19 protein-coding genes and 1 tRNA gene are annotated in these 20,757 nt (G+C 66.5%); 10 read left to right on the top strand and 10 right to left on the bottom strand.

Annotated elements, in window-relative coordinates; genetic code table 11:
- Nucleotides 1-162: 162 nt before the first annotated feature.
- The 4 genes from AC1RPL_RS11100 to AC1RPL_RS11085 are packed head-to-tail and all read left to right on the top strand — an operon-like array spanning nt 163 to nt 4,416.
- Complete coding sequence (locus AC1RPL_RS11100; RefSeq protein WP_493069363.1) at nt 163-2,307, top strand: TonB-dependent siderophore receptor; 2,145 nt, start codon at nt 163-165, stop codon at nt 2,305-2,307.
- 14 nt (nt 2,308-2,321) lie between these two features.
- A complete protein-coding gene (locus AC1RPL_RS11095; RefSeq protein ID WP_493069362.1) occupies nt 2,322-2,624 on the top strand; it encodes a DUF3649 domain-containing protein in 303 nt (100 codons plus the stop codon).
- Nucleotides 2,621-4,096 carry a PepSY-associated TM helix domain-containing protein gene (locus tag AC1RPL_RS11090; protein ID WP_493069361.1) on the top strand — a complete coding sequence of 492 codons (1,476 nt, stop codon included), beginning with the start codon at nt 2,621-2,623 and terminating at the stop codon, nt 4,094-4,096. Before AC1RPL_RS11095 ends, AC1RPL_RS11090 begins: the two co-directional genes overlap by 4 nt.
- Nucleotides 4,093-4,416: a DUF3325 family protein gene (locus tag AC1RPL_RS11085; protein ID WP_493069360.1), complete on the top strand. Its 324-nt coding sequence runs from the start codon at nt 4,093-4,095 to the stop codon at nt 4,414-4,416. The genes AC1RPL_RS11090 and AC1RPL_RS11085 overlap by 4 nt, the downstream gene beginning before the upstream one ends.
- Before the next feature lie 21 nt (nt 4,417-4,437).
- Here the strand turns inward: AC1RPL_RS11085 and AC1RPL_RS11080 are convergent.
- Nucleotides 4,438-4,513: transfer RNA gene (locus AC1RPL_RS11080), tRNA-Ala, on the bottom strand.
- Between the two features lie 201 nt (nt 4,514-4,714).
- Between AC1RPL_RS11080 and AC1RPL_RS11075 the strand changes: the two genes are divergently transcribed.
- A complete protein-coding gene (locus AC1RPL_RS11075; RefSeq protein ID WP_493069359.1) occupies nt 4,715-5,590 on the top strand; it encodes a DUF2171 domain-containing protein in 876 nt (291 codons plus the stop codon).
- A 214-nt stretch (nt 5,591-5,804) separates the two neighbouring features.
- Here the strand turns inward: AC1RPL_RS11075 and AC1RPL_RS11070 are convergent, their stop codons facing one another.
- The 5 genes from AC1RPL_RS11070 to AC1RPL_RS11050 all read right to left on the bottom strand — a co-directional run bounded on the left by AC1RPL_RS11070 (nt 5,805) and on the right by AC1RPL_RS11050 (nt 9,096).
- A complete protein-coding gene (locus AC1RPL_RS11070; protein ID WP_493069358.1) occupies nt 5,805-6,716 on the bottom strand; it encodes an alpha/beta fold hydrolase in 912 nt (303 codons plus the stop codon).
- 4 nt (nt 6,717-6,720) lie between these two features.
- On the bottom strand, nt 6,721-6,924 hold the full coding sequence (locus AC1RPL_RS11065; RefSeq protein ID WP_493069357.1) for a helix-turn-helix transcriptional regulator: 204 nt from the start codon (nt 6,922-6,924) through the stop codon (nt 6,721-6,723).
- Nucleotides 6,921-7,331, bottom strand: coding sequence for a hypothetical protein (locus tag AC1RPL_RS11060; RefSeq protein ID WP_493069356.1), 411 nt, complete (start codon nt 7,329-7,331; stop codon nt 6,921-6,923). The genes AC1RPL_RS11065 and AC1RPL_RS11060 overlap by 4 nt, the downstream gene beginning before the upstream one ends.
- Nucleotides 7,332-7,428: 97 nt before the next feature.
- The gene (locus tag AC1RPL_RS11055; RefSeq protein WP_493069355.1) at nt 7,429-7,608 is read right to left on the bottom strand and encodes a hypothetical protein; all 180 of its coding nucleotides are present in this window, start codon (nt 7,606-7,608) and stop codon (nt 7,429-7,431) included.
- A gap of 90 nt (nt 7,609-7,698) precedes the next feature.
- Entirely contained in the window at nt 7,699-9,096 is a 1,398-nt protein-coding gene (locus tag AC1RPL_RS11050; RefSeq protein WP_493069354.1) for a glutamate ligase domain-containing protein, read from the bottom strand.
- A gap of 40 nt (nt 9,097-9,136) precedes the next feature.
- Here AC1RPL_RS11050 and AC1RPL_RS11045 point away from each other — a divergent pair, with 40 nt between their 5' ends.
- Both AC1RPL_RS11045 and AC1RPL_RS11040 read left to right on the top strand, forming a co-directional pair.
- Nucleotides 9,137-9,970 (top strand): LD-carboxypeptidase, encoded by an 834-nt coding sequence (locus AC1RPL_RS11045; RefSeq protein WP_493069353.1) that lies wholly within the window; start codon nt 9,137-9,139, stop codon nt 9,968-9,970.
- A gap of 7 nt (nt 9,971-9,977) precedes the next feature.
- Nucleotides 9,978-10,781, top strand: coding sequence for a 2OG-Fe(II) oxygenase (locus AC1RPL_RS11040; protein WP_493069352.1), 804 nt, complete (start codon nt 9,978-9,980; stop codon nt 10,779-10,781).
- Nucleotides 10,782-10,821: 40 nt separating this feature from the next.
- On the opposite strand, the gene AC1RPL_RS11035 is transcribed toward AC1RPL_RS11040, so the two are convergent.
- Nucleotides 10,822-12,231, bottom strand: a complete 1,410-nt coding sequence (locus AC1RPL_RS11035; RefSeq protein ID WP_493069351.1) for a class I SAM-dependent methyltransferase — start codon at nt 12,229-12,231, stop codon at nt 10,822-10,824.
- A complete protein-coding gene (locus tag AC1RPL_RS11030) occupies nt 12,221-12,574 on the bottom strand; it encodes a VOC family protein (protein ID WP_493069350.1) in 354 nt (117 codons plus the stop codon). The genes AC1RPL_RS11035 and AC1RPL_RS11030 overlap by 11 nt, the downstream gene beginning before the upstream one ends.
- Nucleotides 12,575-13,291: 717 nt before the next feature.
- Between AC1RPL_RS11030 and thrS the strand changes: the two genes are divergently transcribed.
- The 3 genes from thrS (at nt 13,292) to AC1RPL_RS11015 (ending at nt 16,875) form a co-directional block, all read left to right on the top strand.
- Nucleotides 13,292-15,283: a threonine--tRNA ligase gene (gene thrS / locus AC1RPL_RS11025; protein WP_493069838.1), complete on the top strand. Its 1,992-nt coding sequence runs from the start codon at nt 13,292-13,294 to the stop codon at nt 15,281-15,283.
- Between the two features lie 207 nt (nt 15,284-15,490).
- Complete coding sequence (gene infC / locus AC1RPL_RS11020; RefSeq protein WP_180142204.1) at nt 15,491-16,024, top strand: translation initiation factor IF-3; 534 nt, start codon at nt 15,491-15,493, stop codon at nt 16,022-16,024.
- On the top strand, nt 16,021-16,875 hold the full coding sequence (locus AC1RPL_RS11015) for a glycoside hydrolase family 16 protein (RefSeq protein WP_493069349.1): 855 nt from the start codon (nt 16,021-16,023) through the stop codon (nt 16,873-16,875). The genes infC and AC1RPL_RS11015 overlap by 4 nt, the downstream gene beginning before the upstream one ends.
- Before the next feature lie 702 nt (nt 16,876-17,577).
- On the opposite strand, the gene AC1RPL_RS11010 is transcribed toward AC1RPL_RS11015, so the two are convergent.
- Both AC1RPL_RS11010 and AC1RPL_RS11005 read right to left on the bottom strand, forming a co-directional pair.
- Nucleotides 17,578-17,961: a VOC family protein gene (locus AC1RPL_RS11010; RefSeq protein ID WP_493069348.1), complete on the bottom strand. Its 384-nt coding sequence runs from the start codon at nt 17,959-17,961 to the stop codon at nt 17,578-17,580.
- Nucleotides 17,962-17,977: 16 nt separating this feature from the next.
- On the bottom strand, nt 17,978-20,728 hold the full coding sequence (locus AC1RPL_RS11005) for a [protein-PII] uridylyltransferase (protein ID WP_493069347.1): 2,751 nt from the start codon (nt 20,726-20,728) through the stop codon (nt 17,978-17,980).
- Between the last annotated feature and the right edge of the window lie 29 nt (nt 20,729-20,757).

Raw genomic sequence — 20,757 nt, 5'->3', positions numbered from 1 at the left:
TCGGAAGGCTATTCCTACCCCAGCGCTATGCAATCGGGGTTGCGCCAGGATGAAGCTGTGGCGAGCCGAAATCCGGATGCCGCCATTCTTGCTAATGCGATTGACTCGCAACATACCCATCCCTATCCGGCGCTGCGAATGTTTCGCAAAAGGGAATCCGCCATGCAGTCCTTGTTCCGCAGCACGCTGTTCGCCAGCGCCATGCTCCTGGTGCCTGGCACTGCCTGGGCTGCCGGCCCCGACGGAGAGGACGATCAGGACAAGGCGAAGGACGAGATCGTCGTCACCGGTACGGTCGAGCAGAAGACGGCCTCGGCTACCGGCCTGGCGCTGACGCCCAAGGAAACCCCGCAGTCGATCACGATCTTCGACCGCTCTCGCATCGACGATTTCGCGCTGACCAACGTCAACGACCTGATCAACCAGCTGCCCGGCATCAATGTCGAGCGCGTCGAGACCGACCGCACCTATTTCAACTCGCGTGGCTTCGACGTCTCGAACTTCCAGGTCGACGGAATCGGCATGCCTTTGTTCTGGGGCATCCAGTTCGGCGATCTCGACACGGCTTTGTTCGACCGGGTCGAGGCGGTGCGCGGCGCCAATGCGATCATGACCGGCATCGGCAACCCGTCCGCGACGATCAACTATGTCCGCAAGCGCCCGACCGACACGCTCAGCGCCACCGTCTCGGCCCAGGGCGGCTCGTGGAACCAGTGGCGCGGCGAGGCCGATGTCAACCTGCCGATCAGCGACACGCTCGGCGCACGCTTCGTCTATGCGCACGACCAGCGCGATTCCTATCTCGACTATAATCACGTCGACCGGAACGTGTACGGCGCGATTGTCGCCTGGAAGCCGGCCGCGGGCCTGACGCTCACCGCCGGCTATACTCGCCAGGACAATGACGCCGACGGCGCGCTGTGGGGCGCGCTGCCGCTCACCTACACCGACGGTACCCGGGTGCCCTACCCGGTCTCGGCCTCCACCTCGGCCGACTGGACCTATTGGAACGTCAGCGACCAGAGCGCCTTTGCCGAGCTTGCCTATGCATTCGGCGGTGGCTGGCAGGCCAAGGGCGTGTTCACCTACAAGCACTTCCAGGAGAAATCGCAGCTGCTCTACGCCTATGGCTATCCCGACAAGGCGACCGGCCTGGGTGTCGAGGGCATGTCGGGCATCTACCCTTCGATCTACGACCAGTATCTCGGCGACTTCTATGCCTCCGGCCCGGTCACGTTGTTCGGCCGCGAGCACCAGCTGGCGTTCGGCGTCTCCACTGGCCGCTCGGACGGGCGCGAATGGGAGAATTTCTCCAACGACACGATCGTCTATCCGCCGGTGCAGGACTGGGGCCGCACCGCGATCGCCGAGCCGAGCTATCCGGGTGAGTATCTCGCCGCCGATTATAGCGACAGGCTGACCCGCGTATACGGCGCTGCGCACCTCAACTTCACCGATCGCCTGAAGGCGGTCGTCGGTGCCAGTGCGATGTGGATCAAGTCGGAGGGCACCTCCTACGGCACCGACCAGGCGCGCGACGACAGCGCCGTCAGCCCCTATGCCGGCCTGCTGTTCGACCTGACCGGGAACATCACGCTCTATGCGAGCTATACCGACATCTTCAATCCGCAGGTCGAGCTCGGCCTGGACGGTGCCAAGCTCGCCCCGGCCAAGGGCAGCAGCCTGGAAGGCGGCATCAAGAGCGAATGGTTCGGCGGCCGGCTCTACGCCACCGCCACGCTGTTCCGCGCCAGGCAGAACGGCCTCGCGTCCTTCGCCGGCGTGTTCGGCGATCCGGCCGGCCCCTGCCTCGCCGGCGGCCAGGCGGGCGACAGCTGCTATGTCGGCGTCAACACCACATCCAAGGGCTTCGAGATCGAGCTCGCCGGCAAGATCACCGAGAATTGGTCGCTGAGCGGCGGCTATACCGGCATGGAGATCGAGGACGACAATGGCGACCGGACCCGCACCTGGCTGCCGAACAGGACGCTAAAGCTCGCCACCACCTATGCGATCCCCAGCCTCAACGACCTGAAGCTCGGCGCGCAGCTGCGCTGGCAGAACGCGATCACCTATGCCGATAGCAGCGTCGCATCCTACGGCGTCGTCGCCGGCGACGTGATCCTGCGCCAGCCCAGCTATGCAGTGGTCGACCTGATGGCGAGCGTGAAGCTGGTCGATCGGCTTACCGCCGCGGTCAATGTCCGCAATGTCGGCAACGAGAAGTATCTCGGCAGCCTGATGTGGGGCCAGGCATTCTATGCCGCGCCGCGCAGCGCGACCTTCTCGCTTCGTTTCGCTTACTGATCTACGGACCACAAATGGCTGGGTCAGCAGAGCAGCGCGAGGGCTGGAAGTATCGCGCCAACGTCGCCGCGCGCGTCGTCGCGGGGACGATCGGCGCCTATGCGGTCGCCGCGCTCTTCGCTGCGGCACTGGCGCGGGTGCTGCCGATGCCGCGGGTCGAGGCGGTGATCCCGGCCACGCTGCTCGCCTTCTTCGTCGGGCCGGCCGTCACCATCTGGGCATTCCTCGCCCGCGGCCCGTGGCGCGCCTGGGCCGGGGTGATCCTGTTCGGCGCGGTCTTCGCCGCGATCGCCTGGCTCGCAGGAGCACCGGCATGAGCGCGGCGATCCGCGAAGGCGTCCGTCAGGTCATGGCCTGGCTGCACGGCTGGACCGGACTGCTGCTCGGCTGGGTGCTGTTCGTCATGTGCCTGGCCGGCACGCTCAGCGTGTTCAAGCCCGAGATCGGCCAGTGGATGCGCCCCGAGACCAGTGCCAAGGCCGATCCGGCCGACGCGGTCCAGGCCGCTGCCGACTGGCTGGGCAAGAACACCAGGAACACCAACGGCTGGTACCTCAACGTACCCAATGCCCGGATGAACACGGTGGAAGCCGCGTACGACAGCGATGGCACCTTCCTCTACCGCGCGCTCGATCCGGTGCGCGGCGCGCCTGCCGCGCGCGAGACGCTGGGCGGCGAGTTCTTCTACCGCCTCCATTTCGAGCTCGAGCTGCCCTATCCCTGGGGCCGGCTGCTCGCCTCGATCGCGGGCATGGTGATGCTGGTCGCCCTGGTCACCGGGATCATCGCGCACCGCCGCATCTTCAAGGACTATTTCACCTTCCGCCCGGCCAAGGGCCAGCGCTCCTGGCTCGACGGGCACAATGCGCTGGGCGTCCTCGCCACGCCCTTCCACCTGATGATCACCTTTACCGGGATCATCACGCTCGCCTCGCTCAACATGCCCTGGCCGCTCACCGCGGCCTATGGCAAGAACCTGGCTGCACTCTACCACGACCTCACCCCCGGCATCACCGAGCGGGCCAAGGCGAACGTCCCCGCGCCGCTCGCCCCGGTCGCGCCGATGCTGCGCGAGGCGCAGCGCCAGCTCGGGGGCACGATCGGCCGGGTCTATGTGATCAATCCAGGCGACAAGGCCGCGGTGGTGACGATGTTCCGCTCGGACGCCGACCAGCTCGGCTTCAATCCTGCCGAGATCAGCTTCGACGGCGTCACCGGCGCGCAGCTGAGCAAGTGGCAGGAAAATCGCGGCGCGATCCAGACCTATAATGTCGTCTACGGCCTCCACATGGCCCGCTTCGCGCCGATGGCGACGCGCTGGCTCTATTTCCTCGGCGGCGCGATGCTGACGCTGGCGATCGCGACCGGCATGGTACTTTGGATCGTCAAGCGCCGCGAGCGAGCGCCGCTGTCGCTGGCCAACCGCGCGCTCGAGCGGCTCAATGCGGGCGTGCTCGCCGGCGTCCCGCTGGGCTGCGCGGCCTATCTCCTTGCCAACCGCCTGCTCGCGCTAGGCCTTGCCGGGCGCGCCGAGCTGGAGGTCTCCACTGCGCTGTGGACCGCCGGTGCAGCGCTGCTCGTCGGCGCCGCGCTTCCGGCGCGCTGGTCCTGGCCCTTGCTCACCGGCGCGACCGCGCTGGCCTGCGCGCTCGCAGCGGTGCTCGGCCTTTCGGCCAGCGTCATGTCCGCCATGCTGCTCGCCACCGCCGCCGCGCTCGCGCTGCTGGCCGCGAAGCAAGTGCGCGGCCCCAAGAAGCGCCCCGAGCGCAAGAGGCGCGCCGCAGCATGATCCTCGCAATCACCGGCTTGCTCTATCTCGGCATGTTCGCGCTCGCCTCCGGCATGTCGCGCCACGGCCCGCCGCTGCTCGGCGCCCAGGCAAGGCTCGCCTGGTTCCGCCATCCGGCGCGCTATGGCTGGACGCTGGTCGCACTTTCGCTGCTGCTGGCCTGCCTCGCGCGCGACGGCGGCCAGGCGCTGGTGCTGTGGTTCGGGCTGGTGCCGTTCGTCAGCGCGATCATCCTGCTCGGCCTGACCTATCGCCCGGCCGCGGCGCGTGCCTGTGTAGCCGTGGCAGCGATACTGCTGATCGCAGCGCCGTTCTTCTGAGTCTCAGGGAAAAGGGGCGGCTGGTGGAGCTGAGGGGAATCGAACCCCTGACCTCTGCAGTGCGATTGCAGCGCTCTCCCATCTGAGCTACAGCCCCGCCGCCTGTCTCCGGGGTGGCCCCGGAGAGGCGTCCCATTAGCTGCGCACGATCTCCAATGCAACCGGCTTGAAACCGGCGCGGCAAAACGTATCGCCCGCGCGCCGAACGGCGTTGGAAAGGCGGGCTTTTCCCGGAACCAACCGCCCCCTTCGTCCGCTGAATCCGCACCAATCAGCCAATCGGCAGTGGAGAGGATTCATGGACGACCGCTACGAAGATCCCCGCTATTTCGGCCCGCGGGATCAATATCAGGTACCCGGCGCACGCAGCGGCGGGGACAATTATTCCAGCGCCCGCGATTATGCCGCAGCCGGAGAACTTGGCCGCGGGCGCGGCACGCGCGGCGGCTATGGCAGCCAGAGCCATGGCAGCGGCGGTTACGGCAACGACTGGGACCGCGGCGGGCGCGACTATCGCCCCGAGCGCAGCGGCTGGGACAGCCCGCGCGGCACGAACCGCAGTCAGCCCCGCTATGAACGCGCCTACGCAGGCCGGGGCCAGGAGCCGGATCGCGGCTTTTTCGAGCGCGCCGGCGACGAAGTCCGTTCCTGGTTCGGTGACGGCGAGGCGGAGCGCCGCCGCGAGGCGGACATGCGCTACGACGCGCGCCAGGCCCAGGCGGAGAGCGACGATCACTATGGCAGCTGGCGCCGCGAGCGGATCGCGGAGCTCGACAACGACTATGACGAATATCGCCGCGAGAACGCCCAGCGCTTCCACAACGAGTTCAGCAGCTGGCGCACCGATCGCCAGGGCCAGCGCGACGGGCTGCGCCGCGTGAACGAGCATATGGAAGTGGTCGGATCGGACGGCGAGCATGTCGGCACGGTCGACAAGGTCCGCGGCGACCGCATCCTGCTGACCAAGAACGACAGCGATGCCGGCGGCCACCACCATTCGATTCCCTCGCGCTGGATCCAGTCGGTCGACGACAAGGTGACCCTGCGCAAGAGCGCGGCGGAGGCGCAGGCGGCGTGGAAGGACGAGGAGCGTGGCGCGCTGTTCGGCGGCCGCGACGAGCAGGACTGGAATCGCGACCGGAACCTGAACCGGAGCTTCTCCGGGACCTATTGATCCCCAGATACCAGAGGTGAGCAGAACTGGGCCCGGGAGTAGTTCCCGGGCCCTTCTTTTGCTTGGGCGATGGCTTTGCCGAGCGCTGGTTTCTGCCCAGCGGTTCCCCGGCCAAGGCGGGGCCCAGTTGCAATGCGCTTCGAGAGGTCCATCCGGCTCACCAATTGCGCCGAGACGGGGCCCGGCCTTCGCCGGGGAACCGAACCTCGCCCGCCTACCCCGCCAGGAAGGCGTTCAGCGCGGCGCGGAACGCTTCGGGCTGATCGAGCATGATGAAGTGCCCGCTGTCACCCACGCCCTTCACCGTCACGTTTGCCGCGCCGGCATATTCGCGCTTGTAGAAATCGATCACCCGCGCTTCGCCGCGCTCCGCAGTCCACGGCGCCAGCACGGTGATCGGCGTGGCGATGCCCTTGAGCTGCGGCCGCACATCGGTCTGCAGGTCTTCATACAGCGCCTGACCCGAAACCCGCATGTCCGCCTTGGCCGACCAGGCCGCAACCTGGACCTGCGATTCAGGCTTGAGCGCATTCTGCCGGGCGATCGCCTGGCCAATGGCGTCGGGGAAGGGCTTGCCATGGAGTCCGGCCATCTGCGCACGCATCGCCCCGGCCTGGGGCTTCACCGACTCGACCGTCGATCCGGGGAAGAAGGCCGATCCGACGAAGGGCAGCGCATCTACGATCAGCGCCTTGCCGACGTCGCTCGGGTACGCCTGGGCCAGCATCAGCGTGAGCAAGCCGCCCATCGAATGGCCGACGACGGCCGCGCCGCCGATCTTCCGCGCCGCGATCAGCTTGTGCAGGTCGGCCAGCACGCCCGGCAGGATGCCCTCGCCCAGATTGGCGCGCGGCGCATCGCCGCCAAAGCCGTTGACCTGGACGAGATAGACGGTGTGGCTCCTGGCGAGCTCGGGCGCCACGCCGTCCCACACCGCGCGGGGGCTCGACAGGCCGGGGATCAGGATCACCGGGCTGCCCTTGCCGATCACCTGCACCGAGATGTGGTCCATCTGGATCAGGTCGGCCGGCGCCGGCGCAGGGGTGGCGGCATGCGCGGCGGGCGCATGGAGGATCATCGGAATGCTGGCGGTGGCGAGCAGGGCGAAGGCAATGCGACGGATCATGGGTTCAGTCCTTGCGATTGGGGTTGGTGAAGACTTCTTCGATGGTCAGGCCGAAAAGGTCGGCGATCTTGAAGGCGAGCGGGAGCGAGGGGTCGTAGCGGCCGGTCTCGATCGCATTGACGCTCTGGCGCGAGACCTCGAGCCGCTCGGCCAGGTCCTGCTGGCTCCACGCCCGCTCGGCGCGCAGCACGCGGAGGCGATTGTTCATGCGCCACCGCCGCGCATCGCTGCGATCTTGTTGAAACAGCTGCCCACGCCCAGCCCGGCGAACCACAGGATCGCGGCGTAATAGGCGTAGACATGCGGCACGAGGCCGAAATTCTCGAGGAAGCCCCAGGCCGTGGCGATGCTCATCGCAAAGCCGGTCGCGACCAGCGCCTGGCGCGTGACCTGAACCCGCAGATACTCGTCCTGCTCCTCGATGAGGTAGCGGCCGAGGACGTAGAACACGCCGATGACCGGGAAGGCCGGCAGCAATCCGGCGACATAGCCGAACGGCCCGTGAAGCGGATTGTTGTTCGCATAGGCGACCACGCCGACGAGGATCAGGCCGTAGCCGAGCATCAGCAGGATCACCGATTTCGAATACCGCTTCTGCGCGCGATTGAGTGCCATGAACAGCGTCCTTTGCAGTTTGTAAAGCGAGCTTTACGCTGCGAGTCGCAGAATGTCAACCACGCTTTCCATACCGGAAAGCACGCCAGACTAAATGCTAATCTTGCTTTCCTTCAGGGGCGAGGTCTGGATCGACTTTCCAGCCATACATACCGCGGATCATCGGCTTGCCGCAGCCTTCGCACCAGGATCGATAGGTAGACCCGTCAGTCCACGCGCGGCCGCGGCTGCGATGGTGCTTGCCGAACAGGCAATAGACTGGTTGCAGCAGGCTCATCTGCATCCCCCGGCATCTTTCGCGGGAGGGTGGCACTTCCGCCGGCAAAGTCTACGGTTTTTCGCAGGTGTCCGGAAATATTGCCGATTTTTAATGCGCTAGCTGGCCGAGCATCTCTGCTGCGAGCAGGCTGAGCGTGTCGTCGCGTGCGCCCATCAGCACGATCCGGTCGCCCGGTCTCGCCACTGCGACAAGGTGCGCCGCCGCCGCCGCGCGTTCCGGGATGTAGAGCGCCCCCCGCCCGGTCGCGGCGACATCGGCGACGATGTCCGCGCTGGTCACTTCGCGGCTGGTGGTGCCGCCCTGATAGACCGGATCGGGCAGGATGAGCAGATCGTCGGGCCCCAGCTTCTCGGCGAGCATCGCCACCAGCTCGGCGCGCATCACCTTGAGCGGGCCATAGCCGTGCGGCTGGAACATCAGCAGCAGCCGCCCCTCGAACGCGTGGAGCGTGTCGAGCGTCGCGGCGATCTTGTCGGGGTTGTGGCCGAAATCGTCGATCACCGCGATGCCGTTCGCTTCGCCGACCAGCTCGAAGCGGCGCTTGAGCCCCTGGAAGCCCTGGATCGCCCGCGCCGCATCCTCGATGGGGATCCCCGCCGCCACCGCCGCGCCGATCGCCGCCAGCGCGTTGGAGACATTGTGCCGGCCCGGCACCTGCAACGTCACCGGGATCGGCAGTTCGCCCTCGCGCGCCAGTTCGAAGGTGATGCCGTAGCGCTGCTCGCGCAGGTTGATCGCGCTGAGGTCCGCCGGGCTGCCGATCGCGAAGGTTACCAGCCGATCGCGCGGCATCGTCGCCGCGAGCAGCGCGCCTTCGCCATTGTCGAGGTTGATCACGGCCTTGCCCGATCGCGCGATGAATGCGCCGAACAGCTGGATCAGCTTCTCCATCGGCATGTGATCGAGGCTGACATTGTTGAGCACGGCCACGCCCGGCCGATAGAGCGCGATCGACCCGTCGCTCTCATCGACTTCACTGACATAGACGTCGCCCCTGCCCACCAGTGCGCTGGCGAAGGGGGTGTCGGGCGTGACGAAGTTCTTCATCACGGCACCGTTCATCACCGTCGGATCGCGGCCCAGCACATGGAGGATCCAGCCGATCATGCCCGTCACGGTCGACTTGCCGCTCGTCCCCGCCACGCCGATCGAATGGCGGGCGGCATTGAACAGCGCCGCATTGAGCTCCGCCCGGGTCATCCGCGAGTTGCCGAGCTCGGCAGCGCGGCGCGCATCGGGCACCGTCTCCTCGATCGCGGCGGAGGCGACGACGATCTGGTCGGGCGAAGCGATCCCGCTGCCGTCCTGCGGGAACAGGCCGATGCCGCTCGCCTTCAGGAAATCGAACTTGGCCGGCAACCGGGCCTGATCCAGGCTCCGGTCCGATCCGGCCACCTTGGCGCCCTGCCCTGCCAGGATCATTGCCAGGGGCATCATTCCCGAACCACCGATGCCGACGAAGAAGTAAGGTTTGCGATGCTCCATGACCTCGCGCTATCGGAAATTCGAAGCAAAGGGGCAAGGCATGCGCATCGGAGTGGTAGCACCGGCACGAACCGTCAGCAGGGAATCCTCGCTGCGGCTCTCCGCATTCATGGCGCTGACCTATCCCGAGCACGAGATCGTGTTCCACCCGCAATGCTATCTGGAATGGGGCCATTTCGCCGGTACCGACGACCAGCGCGCGGCGGCGTTCCTCGAATATGCCAATGATCCGGCCTTCGACGCGATCTGGTTCGCGCGCGGCGGCTATGGCTCGAATCGCATCCTCGACAGGGTGATGCCCAAGCTCGGCCCGGCGGCGCGGCACAAGACCTATATCGGCTTCTCGGACATGGGCTTCATGCTCGGCGCACTCTATGCCGCGCGAGTCGGGCGCCAGGCGCACGGGTCGATGTCGTCGGGACTGGGCAAGGCGGACGACGGCACGGCCGAAGGCTGGGTGCTCGGCTGGCTGATCGACGGCGACAAGCGCGGGCTCGAGCCGAGCCTGGCGGACAGGCGCCCCGCCGCCGCGTTCAACCTGTCGATCCTCAACGCCTTGATCGGCACCAAATACCTGCCCGACCTGGCGGACCATGTCCTCTATGTCGAGGAAGTCGATGAGCCGCTCTACCGGATCGACCGGATGCTGTTCCAGATGGCGCACGCGACCCAGCTCAAGGGTATCGCCGGCGTGCGGCTCGGCGCCGTCACCGCGGTCAAGGACAATGGCGAGGCCGAGGGCAATTACAATTTCGGCGAGACGATTGACGAGATCATCACGCGCTGGTGCCGCGACATGGGCGTCCCCTATCTCGGCCGGGCCGAGATAGGGCATGTCCGCTTGAATCGCGTCGTGCCGTTCGGGCTGGTGTGAGGCAGGCATGAAGCTCTTCGGCCGTCGCGACGGTGGCAAGCCCGATCCCGTTCCACAGCCCACGCCGGCACCCGCCGCGGCGGGCCCCGCTGCCCGGCCCACGCCCCAGGGCCCGCCCGAAAGCCTGCCCGGCTCCAACCGCACCTGGCTCGCCGAGACCGGCGCCACGGTGCGCGCCGCGCTCGATGCCAGCCCGTCTGCGGTCCGCATCCAGACGCCCCTGCTCGAAATCTATGCAGTGAAGGATTTCCTCCGCCCGGAGGAATGCGCGCAACTCATCGCCATGATCGATCAGGACGTGAAGCCATCGGTCAGCCTGCGCAAGGAAGGCACGCCGACCCGCCGGACCAGCGAGACCTGCTTCCTTTCCACCGAGGTCCCGCTCGTCGCCGCGATCGAGCGGCGGATCGCGAACTTGCTGGACCAGCCGCTCAGCCATAGCGAGACGGTGCAGGGCCAGCGCTATTATCCCGGCCAGCAGTTCAAGGTGCACAACGACTATTTCGCCGCCGGCCAGTCCTATTCCGAGGTGGTGGCGGCCGAAGGCGGGCAGCGCACCTGGACCGCCATGGCTTATCTCGACCGGCCCGAAGGCGGCGGCCACACGCATTTCCCCAAGATCCCGCTCGCCGTGCCGCCAACGCCCGGCGTGCTACTGGTCTGGAACAACCTCGATCGCGAGGGCCATCCCAACCGCTATTCGCATCATGAGGGCATGATGGTCGAAGCGGGGGCGAAGCACGTACTCACCAAATGGTTTCGCGAGCGCCCCTGGCATTCGAGCGCGGCCTCGGACGCGCTGCGCCGCTGATCCTGCAATCCACTCAAGATTACCTGGTATATGGGCAAGCCTAGGATGATCCGGGCGTGCGCGCCCAGAGGTGGAACATGCTGGCAAAGAGATGCGGGTGCGCCACCTCGACCTGATCCCACAATGCGAGGTCACGCCGGTCCGCTGCGCCGTGCATCGCGGCGAAGCACGGCTGCGCCTCGGGCGGCGCGTCGAGCAGCAGCAGTTCCAGACCCGCATCGGCGAGCATCTCCCCGATCGCAGGCAGGCGATACCAATGCTCGCGGACATGGAAGCACAGGTCGCGGCAGCCGCTCATCGTGTAGAAATCGTCGCTTTCCCGAAGCCGGGCGAGCGGCTGCTCCGGCGGCAGCGCAAGCACGTGTGCACGGAAGGCACGGATGTCCCAGCCCTGCGCGGCGATCGCCCGGTGCGCCTCGGCCACCCAGCCCCGTGCCCGCTCGCTGTAGAGCGCCACGCGGAGCACGCCGCCCGGCGCGAGCACGCCCGCCAGCGCGGCGAGCCCGTCCGCGGGCCGCTCCATATGGTGGAGTACCCCGGTGCTGCTCACCAGGCCGAAGCGCTGGCCGAGCTTCTCGACATCCAGGATGTCGCCCTGCACGAAACGGACATTCGCCACGCCGAGCGCATCCGCCATGCGCTGGCCATAGGCGAGGCTCGCCGCGCTGAGATCGAGCGCAGTGATGGCCAGCGACGGATCCATCCGCGCCATGTCGAGCGGCTCGAACCCGGTGCCGCAGCCGGCGACCAGCACGGCGAGCGGCTCGGCCTGCGGCGCGCCGAGCTGGGCGAGATGCCCCGCCACCGACACCGGCTGCGGCACCGGCGGCGCGCGCCAGCGGGGATAGGGATTGGCTTCGTACTGGTCGCGCACGGCATCCGAGATGCGGCGAGCCTCTCCCGCTTCCTTTCCCCGCGCCGGGCGGAGAGAAAGACAGGGCATCTCGGCAGCCAGCAATTGCTCCGCTTCGATTTCAACAAAAGCCTCGGCGGGGACACCAAGCCCCTCCCCACCCCAGACATATTCGCTCGCGAACGCCTGCGCCGCCAACGCGGCCCGCAGCCCCTCCGGCAGATCCCGCGCCGCCAGCCACACCAGCCGCGCCTCCATCGCCGGATCGACATTGATGCAGCGGGTGAGGAATGCCTCCCACAGCGCATCCTCCGTCACCACTGGCGCGGGATATTTCACCAGCAGCATGTGCGCCGCCGCCCGCGCCAGCCGCTGCGGATCGACCGAGCCGGCGCGCAGGCACGTCACCAGGTCCGCCTCGAGCTGCTCCGGCCAGCCGGTGAGCGACAGCTTGGCGAGGAGATCGGCATAGGCCGGCGCGACGCCGTCGGGGTCGAGCGCCAGCGCCCGGCTCAGCATCGGCAGCGCCTGGCCATATTGCCGCTGGCGGACCGCCGCGTCCGCCATCGCCAGCAATTGCGCGATCTCAGCCCGCAACGCGGCCGATCCGCACCAAGGTCCCGTCAGGATCGCTCACTGCGAACTCGTAGCAGCCCCAGGGCTTCAGGCTTGGCCCTTCCTTCTCGATGATCAGCTCGCGCACGCCCGCCGCGACGCCATCGACATCGTCGGTATAGAGATAGATGCCGAACGGATTATGCCCCGGCTGCAGCCAGCCGGTAACCGCCTGGTTGAGGTGGAGATGCCAGCCCTTGCCGTCGGCCAGGATGCGGTAATGGCCATGGTCGCTGGTCAGCGCGAAGCCCAGCCGCGCGTAGAAGGCCGTGCTCGCCTTCAGGTCGTTGCAGGGCAGGATCGCGGTGGCGTGGTGCTGTTCCATGGACTGAGCTTTAGCCGAGGCGGGCACCGCGGGCTATGTCTGCGATTGGGTGGTTAGCTGCCGCTAGATCAATGCTCTAGGCCTATCCTTGCAAGACGAATCAATTCCGGAAGCGCTGTTCGCACGGAGGCGATCAGTTTCGCGTTTTCCTCATGTCGATCGTCGGCGGGGACAACGTACGGCGGCGACTGGATCAAGCACGCCGCGACGATGTCCGAGCCCGGCCAAGCGCCTGATCTAATACTCTCATTTGCGCCGGTGTCCGGCGTAGTGGCGACAGCATATGCCCCCATGCACAACTCATCATCGAGCCTGCGAACATACCATGGGCCGGAGGACGCCGATCGCTCAAGTGCTGCGAGGGCCTCTAATTGTTCCAATGTCATTACGCAAAGATAGCGGGAGCCAGCCAAGGTCCGCAATTGGCGCGTTTGCCGACCGGCAGCTTGCGCCTGCAGCCAGTCCGCAGAGCCCCTCTAGAAACAGGCTTCCAATGTAGGATTTCGTCTGCCACCGCAGTCGCATGCGCAGGGACTCGCATCTTCGATCGACCGGAACGGCGATCGGCGCGAGGGTACAAAGTGAAACAATAGGGCGCGACTCCCTTCACTTTGCCTCCCAGACGCGCATTTCCACGGGCGCTTGCCTATATCGCACCCGCGAAGGCATAAGCCGCGCTCCGACCAACCCCTCACGAAAGCAAAATCCGTGTCCGAGATGTTCCGCATAACGCTGCCCGACGGTTCCGTCCGCGAGGTAGCCCCGGGGACTACCCCGGCGGACATCGCCGCCGCGATCGGCCCAGGCCTGGCCAAGGCCGCGCTTGCCGCCCGCGTCGATGGCGAGCTGCGCGACATCGGCCGCCCGTTCGAGGGCGATGCCCAGCTGGCGCTCGTCACCGCGCGGGACGAGAAGGACGCGCTCGAGCTCGCCCGCCACGATTTCGCGCATATCCTGGCCGAAGCGGTGCAGCACCTCTTCCCCGGCACGCAGATCACCTTCGGCCCGTCCACCGATGACGGCTTCTATTACGACTTCGCCCCCAAGGACCGCCCCTTCACCGAGGAGGACCTGCCGGTCATCGAAGCCGAGATGCGCCGTATCATCGCCGCGGACGAGCCTCTCATCCGCGAAGTCTGGTCGCGTGCCGACCTGATCCAGCGCTGGACCGAGCAGGGCGAGAGCTTCAAGGCCGAATGGGCACAGGAGCTGCCCGAGGGCGAAGAGCTGACCGTCTACCGCGCCGGCAAGGGCGAGGACGCCTGGCTCGACATGTGCCGCGGGCCGCACCTCGCCTCCACCGGCAAGGTCGATCCCAACGCCTTCAAGCTGACGCGCGTCTCCGGCGCCTATTGGCGCGGCGACCAGAAGAACGCGATGCTCTCGCGCATCTACGGCACGGGCTGGCTCAACAAGAAGCAGCTCGACGAGCACATGATGCGCCTGGAGGAGGCCGCCAAGCGCGACCACCGCAAGCTCGGCCAGGAAATGGACCTGTTCCACCTCCAGGCCGAGGCGCATGGCAGCGTGTTCTGGCACCCGCACGGCTTCACCATCTGGCGCGCGCTCGAAGCCTATATGCGCCGGGCGATCGACGGCACCGGCTATCAGGAAGTGAAGACGCCGCAGGTGATGGACGCGCGCCAGTGGGAGCAGTCCGGCCATTGGGGCAAGTATCGCGAGAACATGTTCGTCATCCCCGACGAGGTGCCCAACGTCTCCGACGAAGGGCCGATCATCTCGGACGACGCGCAGTGGATGGCGCTCAAGCCGATGAACTGCCCGGCGCACATCCTGATCTTCAAGCAGGGCATCAAGTCGTACCGCGACCTGCCGCTCCGCCTCTACGAGAATGGCTGCTGCCACCGCAACGAGCCGCACGGCGCGCTGCACGGGCTGATGCGCGTCCGCCAGTTCACCCAGGACGACGCGCACATCTTCTGCCGCGAAGACCAGATCGTCGATGAGGTGCAGGCCTTCTGCCGCCTCGCCGATCGCATCTACAAGGACTTCGGCTTCAAATATTCGATCAAGCTGGCGCTGCGCCCCGACAATCGCTTCGGCACCGAGGAGATGTGGAACCAGGCCGAGACCGAGCTGCGCGACGCCGTGGTCCGCGCCGGCATGGCGACGGAAGAATATGGCTGGGAGGAGCTGCCCGGCGAGGGCGCCTTCTATGCGCCCAAGCTGGAATGGCATTTGACCGACGCGATCGGACGGACCTGGCAGGTCGGCACGATCCAGTCGGACCGCGTGCTGCCCGAGCGGCTCGACGCGTCCTATGTCGGCGAGGATGGCGAGCGTCACCGCCCGGTGATGCTCCACCGCGCGATCTTCGGCTCGTACGAGCGCTTCATCGGCATCCTGATCGAGCATTTCGCCGGCAAGCTGCCGGCCTGGCTGGCGCCCACCCAGGCGGTGGTCGCGACGATCGTCTCCGATGCCGACGACTATGCCCGGGAAGTGGCGAAGAAGCTGACCGCCGCGGGCATCCGCGTCGAGACCGATCTTCGCAACGAGAAGATCAACTACAAGGTGCGCGAGCATTCGGTGGCCAAGGTCCCGAACCTGCTCGTCGTCGGCAAGCGCGAGGCCGAGGAAGGCACCGTGGCGCTGCGGGTCCTCGGCAGCCAGGGCCAGCAGATGCTCAGCCTCGACGAAGTCGTGGCCAAGCTGGTCGAAGAGGCGACCGCGCCCGATCTGAAGTGAATAATCCGGGCGGCGGCCGGTCGCCGTCGCCCGGTTTCCCTTGCGTTATTGCGGCTTAATGCCGATATCCGCGTTACGTCCGGGCCACAGTGCGCGGAATTTCGGCGGAAATGCAGGTGTCGGGCTACCGAAGTGCCGCTTCCTGCGTTATTGAGCCGACCAAACCCCGAGTCTGCAACAACAGGAGCAAGTCGTATACGTCCGCCCATGAATCGCCGCTCGATGGTGGCACCGCCGATGAACGGTCCGCGGTTTAACGAATTCATTCAGTCGCCCAAGGTTCGAGTGATCGATCATGAGGGCGAAAATCTCGGCGTGATGTACACGCGCGAGGCGATGGAGCAGGCCCAGGAGCATGGGCTCGACCTGGTCGAAGTGTCCCCCAACGCGGATCCGCCCGTCGCCAAGTTCCTCGATGTAGGCAAGTTCAAGTACGAGGCGCAGAAGAAGGCGAACCTCGCCCGCAAGAGCCAGAAGACGCAGGAGATCAAGGAGATCAAGATGCGTCCGAACATCGACGATCATGATTATGATACGAAGATGAAGGCCGTCCACAAGTTCATCGGCGAAGGCGACAAGGTGAAGATCACCCTGCGCTTCCGCGGCCGCGAGCTTTCGCATGGCCAGCTCGGCATGAACCTGCTCAAGCGCGTCCAGGAGGATTGCGCCGAGGATGCCAAGGTCGAGAGCTATCCGCGCATGGAAGGCCGACAGATGCTGATGGTGCTGTCGCCCAAGTGAGCTACGAGGCGCGAGGGCTGCTGATCGCGGCCCTCGCCGCCCTCCCCTTCCCTGCCGCGGCCCAGGATAGTGCCGCCTCCTCCACCACTTCGCAAGTCGATGCCCCGATGGTGGTGCCCGCCGGCTACGGCCAGGTCTGGTTCGACGAATTCGACCGCCTCGACGCGGCGAAGTGGCGCTACGACACCAGCCGCAACAAGGCAGGCTGGTACAACAACGAACTCCAATATTACGCCGCCAACCGCCGCGAGAATGTCCGGGTCGAGGACGGCCACCTGATCATCGACGCCCGCAGGGAACGCCTCGCCGACCGCCCCGATTTCGGCGGGCAGGACTATAGCTCGGGCAAGCTCGTCAGCCCCGCGGCCTGGACCCACGCCTTCATCGAAGTCCGCGCCAAGCTCCCCTGCGGCCGCGGCATCTGGCCGGCGATCTGGATGCTGGGCACCGACGACAAGGCCGGCTGGCCGGCGCTCGGCGAGATCGACATCATGGAGCATGTCGGCTGGGACCCCGGCCGCGTCCACGGCACGATCCACACCAGGGCCTACAACCATGTCGCCGGCACCCAGCGGGGCGCCAACACCCTGGTCCCCGATGCCTGCGCCAAGTTCCACACCTACCAGCTCGACTGGAACGCCGACCGCATCCTGATCGGCATGGATGGTCGCGCCTTCATGCGCTTCGACAACGACCATAAGGGCGATCCCGCCACCTGGCCGTTCGACAAGCCGCAATACCTGATCCTCAACGTCGCTGTCGGCGGCTGGGGCGGGCAAAAGGGCATCGACGACACCGCCTTCCCGGCGCGGATGGACGTGGATTACGTCCGGGTGTGGCAGAAGCGCTGAGACAATAGCCGTCATCCCGGCGGAAGCCGGGATCTTAAGCCGAGGCACACACGAGCGGCCCCATAACCGTCATCTGCGCGCAGGCAGGAATCCAGGACAGTCCGGGATGATCGATGCAATCGAGCCTGCGCCGACCGGATACGCCAGGGCTAACCGCTCGGGCACCGCCCTTGGCTCGGAATCTCCGCCTTCGCGGGGATGACGGGGGCAGAAGCGGATTCTGCTTGACAAAACAAACCAAATAGGTAATAAGCCGCACCATTCTTCGTACCAGGCCAGTACGAAGATGCGGAAGGCCGGTGTCGCACAGCGTCGCCGGAGGATCGGCGCGGAGTCGTTCGGCTACGGTAAGTCGAAGCTTCGCCAGTTGAATGCGCTGTGAGCCCCTTGCCTTTAAACTACCCCTGACTGCTTCTCCACGGCCGCGATACAGGGGGGCTCGCCACAGCAGAAAGTCTCGACGCGACAGAACACGAATACCAAATGCCAATCGTCGTCGAGCCCGAGCGCCCGAGAAGAGAACGCGCCGGTCCTTTCCTTCTGCCCATCCCCGGCTGCCCAGGCAGGCCGGGCCATCGGCGCATCCGCCATCTCATCGGCATGCCCGCACGCACGTCACCCGGTGAAAGCCGGGCCCCAGGGCCACAAAAGACTGCGCTGTTTGGCTCTGGGTCCCGGCTTTCGCCGGAATGACGGGAGGCCTTATTGCGCCGGCGGCTCCCACAGCTCGATCGGATTGCCCTCAGGATCATGGATCCGCGCGAAGCGGCCGGTCTCGGGCGTGTCCCATTCGTCCTTGGTGGTAATCTCGATGCCGAGCGCATTGAGCTGGTCGAGCATGCTGTCGAGGTCGCGCACGCGCAGGTTGAGCATGTAGCCCTTGTCCGCCGCGAAATAGTCGGTGGTTGCCGCAAAGGGCTCGAACACCACCGGGCCGGGCTCGGGGTTCCAGAACCAGGGGCTTGTCTGGCCGTGCTCGTCGGTGCCGAAGCCGCCGCCCACGCCCAGCACTTCGCCATACCAGGCCTTGAGCCCCTCTGGATCCTTCGCCCGGAAGAAGAAGCCACCCAATCCGATCACCGGCATCGTCGATCCCCTTTCGTCAGGCGGCGTCCGCCACCATGCCCTCGCCCGTCGCGGCATCCAACAAGCGACGCTCGATCGTCTTCAATCGCCCGCCGCTCTCGATCTTATCGCCGATCAGGTCGGTCAGATAGAAGGTATCGACTGCGCGCTCGCCATAGGTGGCGACGTGCGCGGAATGGATCGTCACCTTCGACTGGAACAGCCCATAGGCGAGGTGGCAGAGCAGGGCCGGCCGGTCGCGTGCGTTGATCTCGATCACGGTGAAGCGGTTCGAGGCGTTGTTGTCGATCAGCACATTGGCCTCGATCGCGAACGCCTCGGCGCGGGCGCGTACCAGCGGCTTGGCCTTCAGCCGGTCCTGGAGCTTGGCGCGGTTGGCGAGCGCATCGGCGATCGTCGTCTTGATCCGGTTGAGCCGCGCCTCTTCGTCGAACGGGCGGCCGAGCGGGTCCTGGATCAGGAAATTGTCGAGCGCCATCCCGTCCCGGGTGGTGTGGATGCGCGCGTCGATGATGTTGCCGCCCGCGACGTGGATCGCGCCGGCGATGCGGTAGAACAGGCCGGGGTGGTCCGCGGCGTAGACCGTCACCAAAGTCGCGCCGCGCTCGGGATAGACCTGCGCTTCCACCGATAGCTGGGCATCGCCCGCCGCCTCGATCTGGCGGGCATTGCGCTCGAGCACATCGGCGGGCTCGGCGATCCAGTAGCTCTCGGGCATGCGCTTGCGGAAGCCTTCGACCCGGGCAGCATCCCAGCCGACCAGCTGCGCGAGTTCTTCCTGCTTGGCGGCAATCCGCTCGTTGCGTCCCTTCTGCTTGTGGCCAAGCCGCAGCACTTCCTCGGCGGCATCGTAGAGATCGGCGAGCAGCTGGCGCTTCCAGCCATTCCACACGCCCGGCCCCACTGCGCGGATATCGACGATGGTCAGCAGCAGCAGCAGGCGCAGCCGCTCGGGGCTCTGCACATGGCCGGCAAAATCTAGGATCGTCTTGAAGTCGGACAGGTCGCGCTTGAAGGCGGTGGCGGACATGATCAGGTGCCAGCGCACCAGCCATGCCACCGTCTCGGTCTCGGCCGGGCTCAGCCCCAGGCGCGGACAAAGCCGTTCGGCCACTTCGGCACCCAGGATCGAATGGTCGCCGCCGCGCCCCTTGGCGATGTCGTGGAGGAGCACCGCGACATAGAGCGCGCGGCGCTGGGCGACCTGCTTGAAGATGCTGGTGCCGAGCGGATGATCGTCGCGCAGCTCGCCCTTCTCGATCTGGCTAAGCAGCCCGATCGCGCGGATCGAATGCTCGTCCACCGTATAGTGGTGGTACATGTCGAACTGCATCTGCGCGACGACGCGGCCGAAGTCGGGCACGAAGCGGCCGAACACGCCGGCCTCGTTCATCCAGCGCAGCACCGTCTCGGGAGTGCGTGGGCTGGTCAGCACTTCGAGGAACAGCGCGTTGGCACGCGGATCGTCGCGGACATCGTCGACCAGCTTGGCATCGCGCGCCGCCGCCCGCATCGCCAGCGGGTGGATCTCGAGATTGTGCAGGTCGGCGAGCTGGAACAGCTCGATCAGCCGCACCGGATCATCTCGGAAATAATCGTCGCGCGGCAGCGCCAGCCGGCCGCGCTCCAGCGTGAAGCCCTTCAATTTGCGCGGCCGCCGCCACAGGGTCGGGAAGCCGAACCGCGATCCGCGCGCCGCGAACTTCTCGTCCAGATGCGCCAGGAACACGCCGGTCAGGTCGCCCACGCCCTTGGCCTGGAGGAAGTAGAAGCGCATGAAGCGCTCCACCTTCGACATGCCGGGGCGATCGGAATAGCGCATCCGCTCGGCGATCTCGCGCTGGACGTCGAAGGTCAGCCTGTCCTCGGCGCGGCCGGTGATCAGGTGCAGGTGGCAGCGCACCGCCCAGAGGAAATTCTCGGCACGGCGGAACTGGCGATATTCCAGCTTGGTCAGCAGCCCCTTCTCGACGAGTTCGGCGCTTTCGCGGACATTATAGGCGTATTTGCCGATCCAGAAGAGCGTGTGCAGGTCGCGCAGGCCGCCCTTCCCTTCCTTCACATTGGGTTCGACGACATAGCGGCTGTCGCCCATCCGCTTGTGCCGCAACTCGCGCTCTGCCAGCTTCTCGGCGATGAAGGCGCGCGCGGTATCGGCCTGAACCTCCACCTTGAAGCGCTGCGCCGCCTCGTCATAGAGCACGGTGTCGCCCCACACATAGCGCGCCTCGAGCAGCGCGGTGCGCACCGTCACATCGGCCTTGGACTGGCGCACCATCTCGTCGAGCGAGCGCGACGAGTGGCCGACCTTCAGCTGCATGTCCCACAGCGAATAGAGCATCGATTCGATCACCTGCTCGCTCCAGCCGGTGACCTTCCAGGGCGTGAGGAAGCCGATATCGATGTCCGAATGCGGCGCCATCTCGCCGCGGCCGTACCCACCCACCGCGATCAGCACCATCCGCTCGGCGGCGCTGGGATTGGGGTTGGGATGCAGCCGCTCCGTGGTGAAGTCCCATAGCAGGCGGAGCAGCTGGTCGATCAGGAAGGCGCCCGCCGCCGCAATCTCGTGCCCGCGCGAAGGATGCTCGGCCAGCCGGTTCGCGATCTCGGCGCGCCCGGCGTCGAGGGCGGCCTTGAGCTCGCTGGTGCCAGCCGCGCGTAGCTTTGCACCATCCTTCGCGGTAACCGCGGAAAGCCGTTCGGCCACCGCACGCCGGTCGATCAATGCGCGGCGGTTGGGAACATTGTCGAAGCGATTGGACATGCGCCCGAGATAAGGTTTGTCTCGCCGCG

Source organism: Sphingomonas sp. GW821-FHT12D09 (assembly GCF_058807215.1).
Note: the sequence above shows the minus strand (reverse complement) of the source record. Positions and strands in the feature narration are given on the sequence as shown.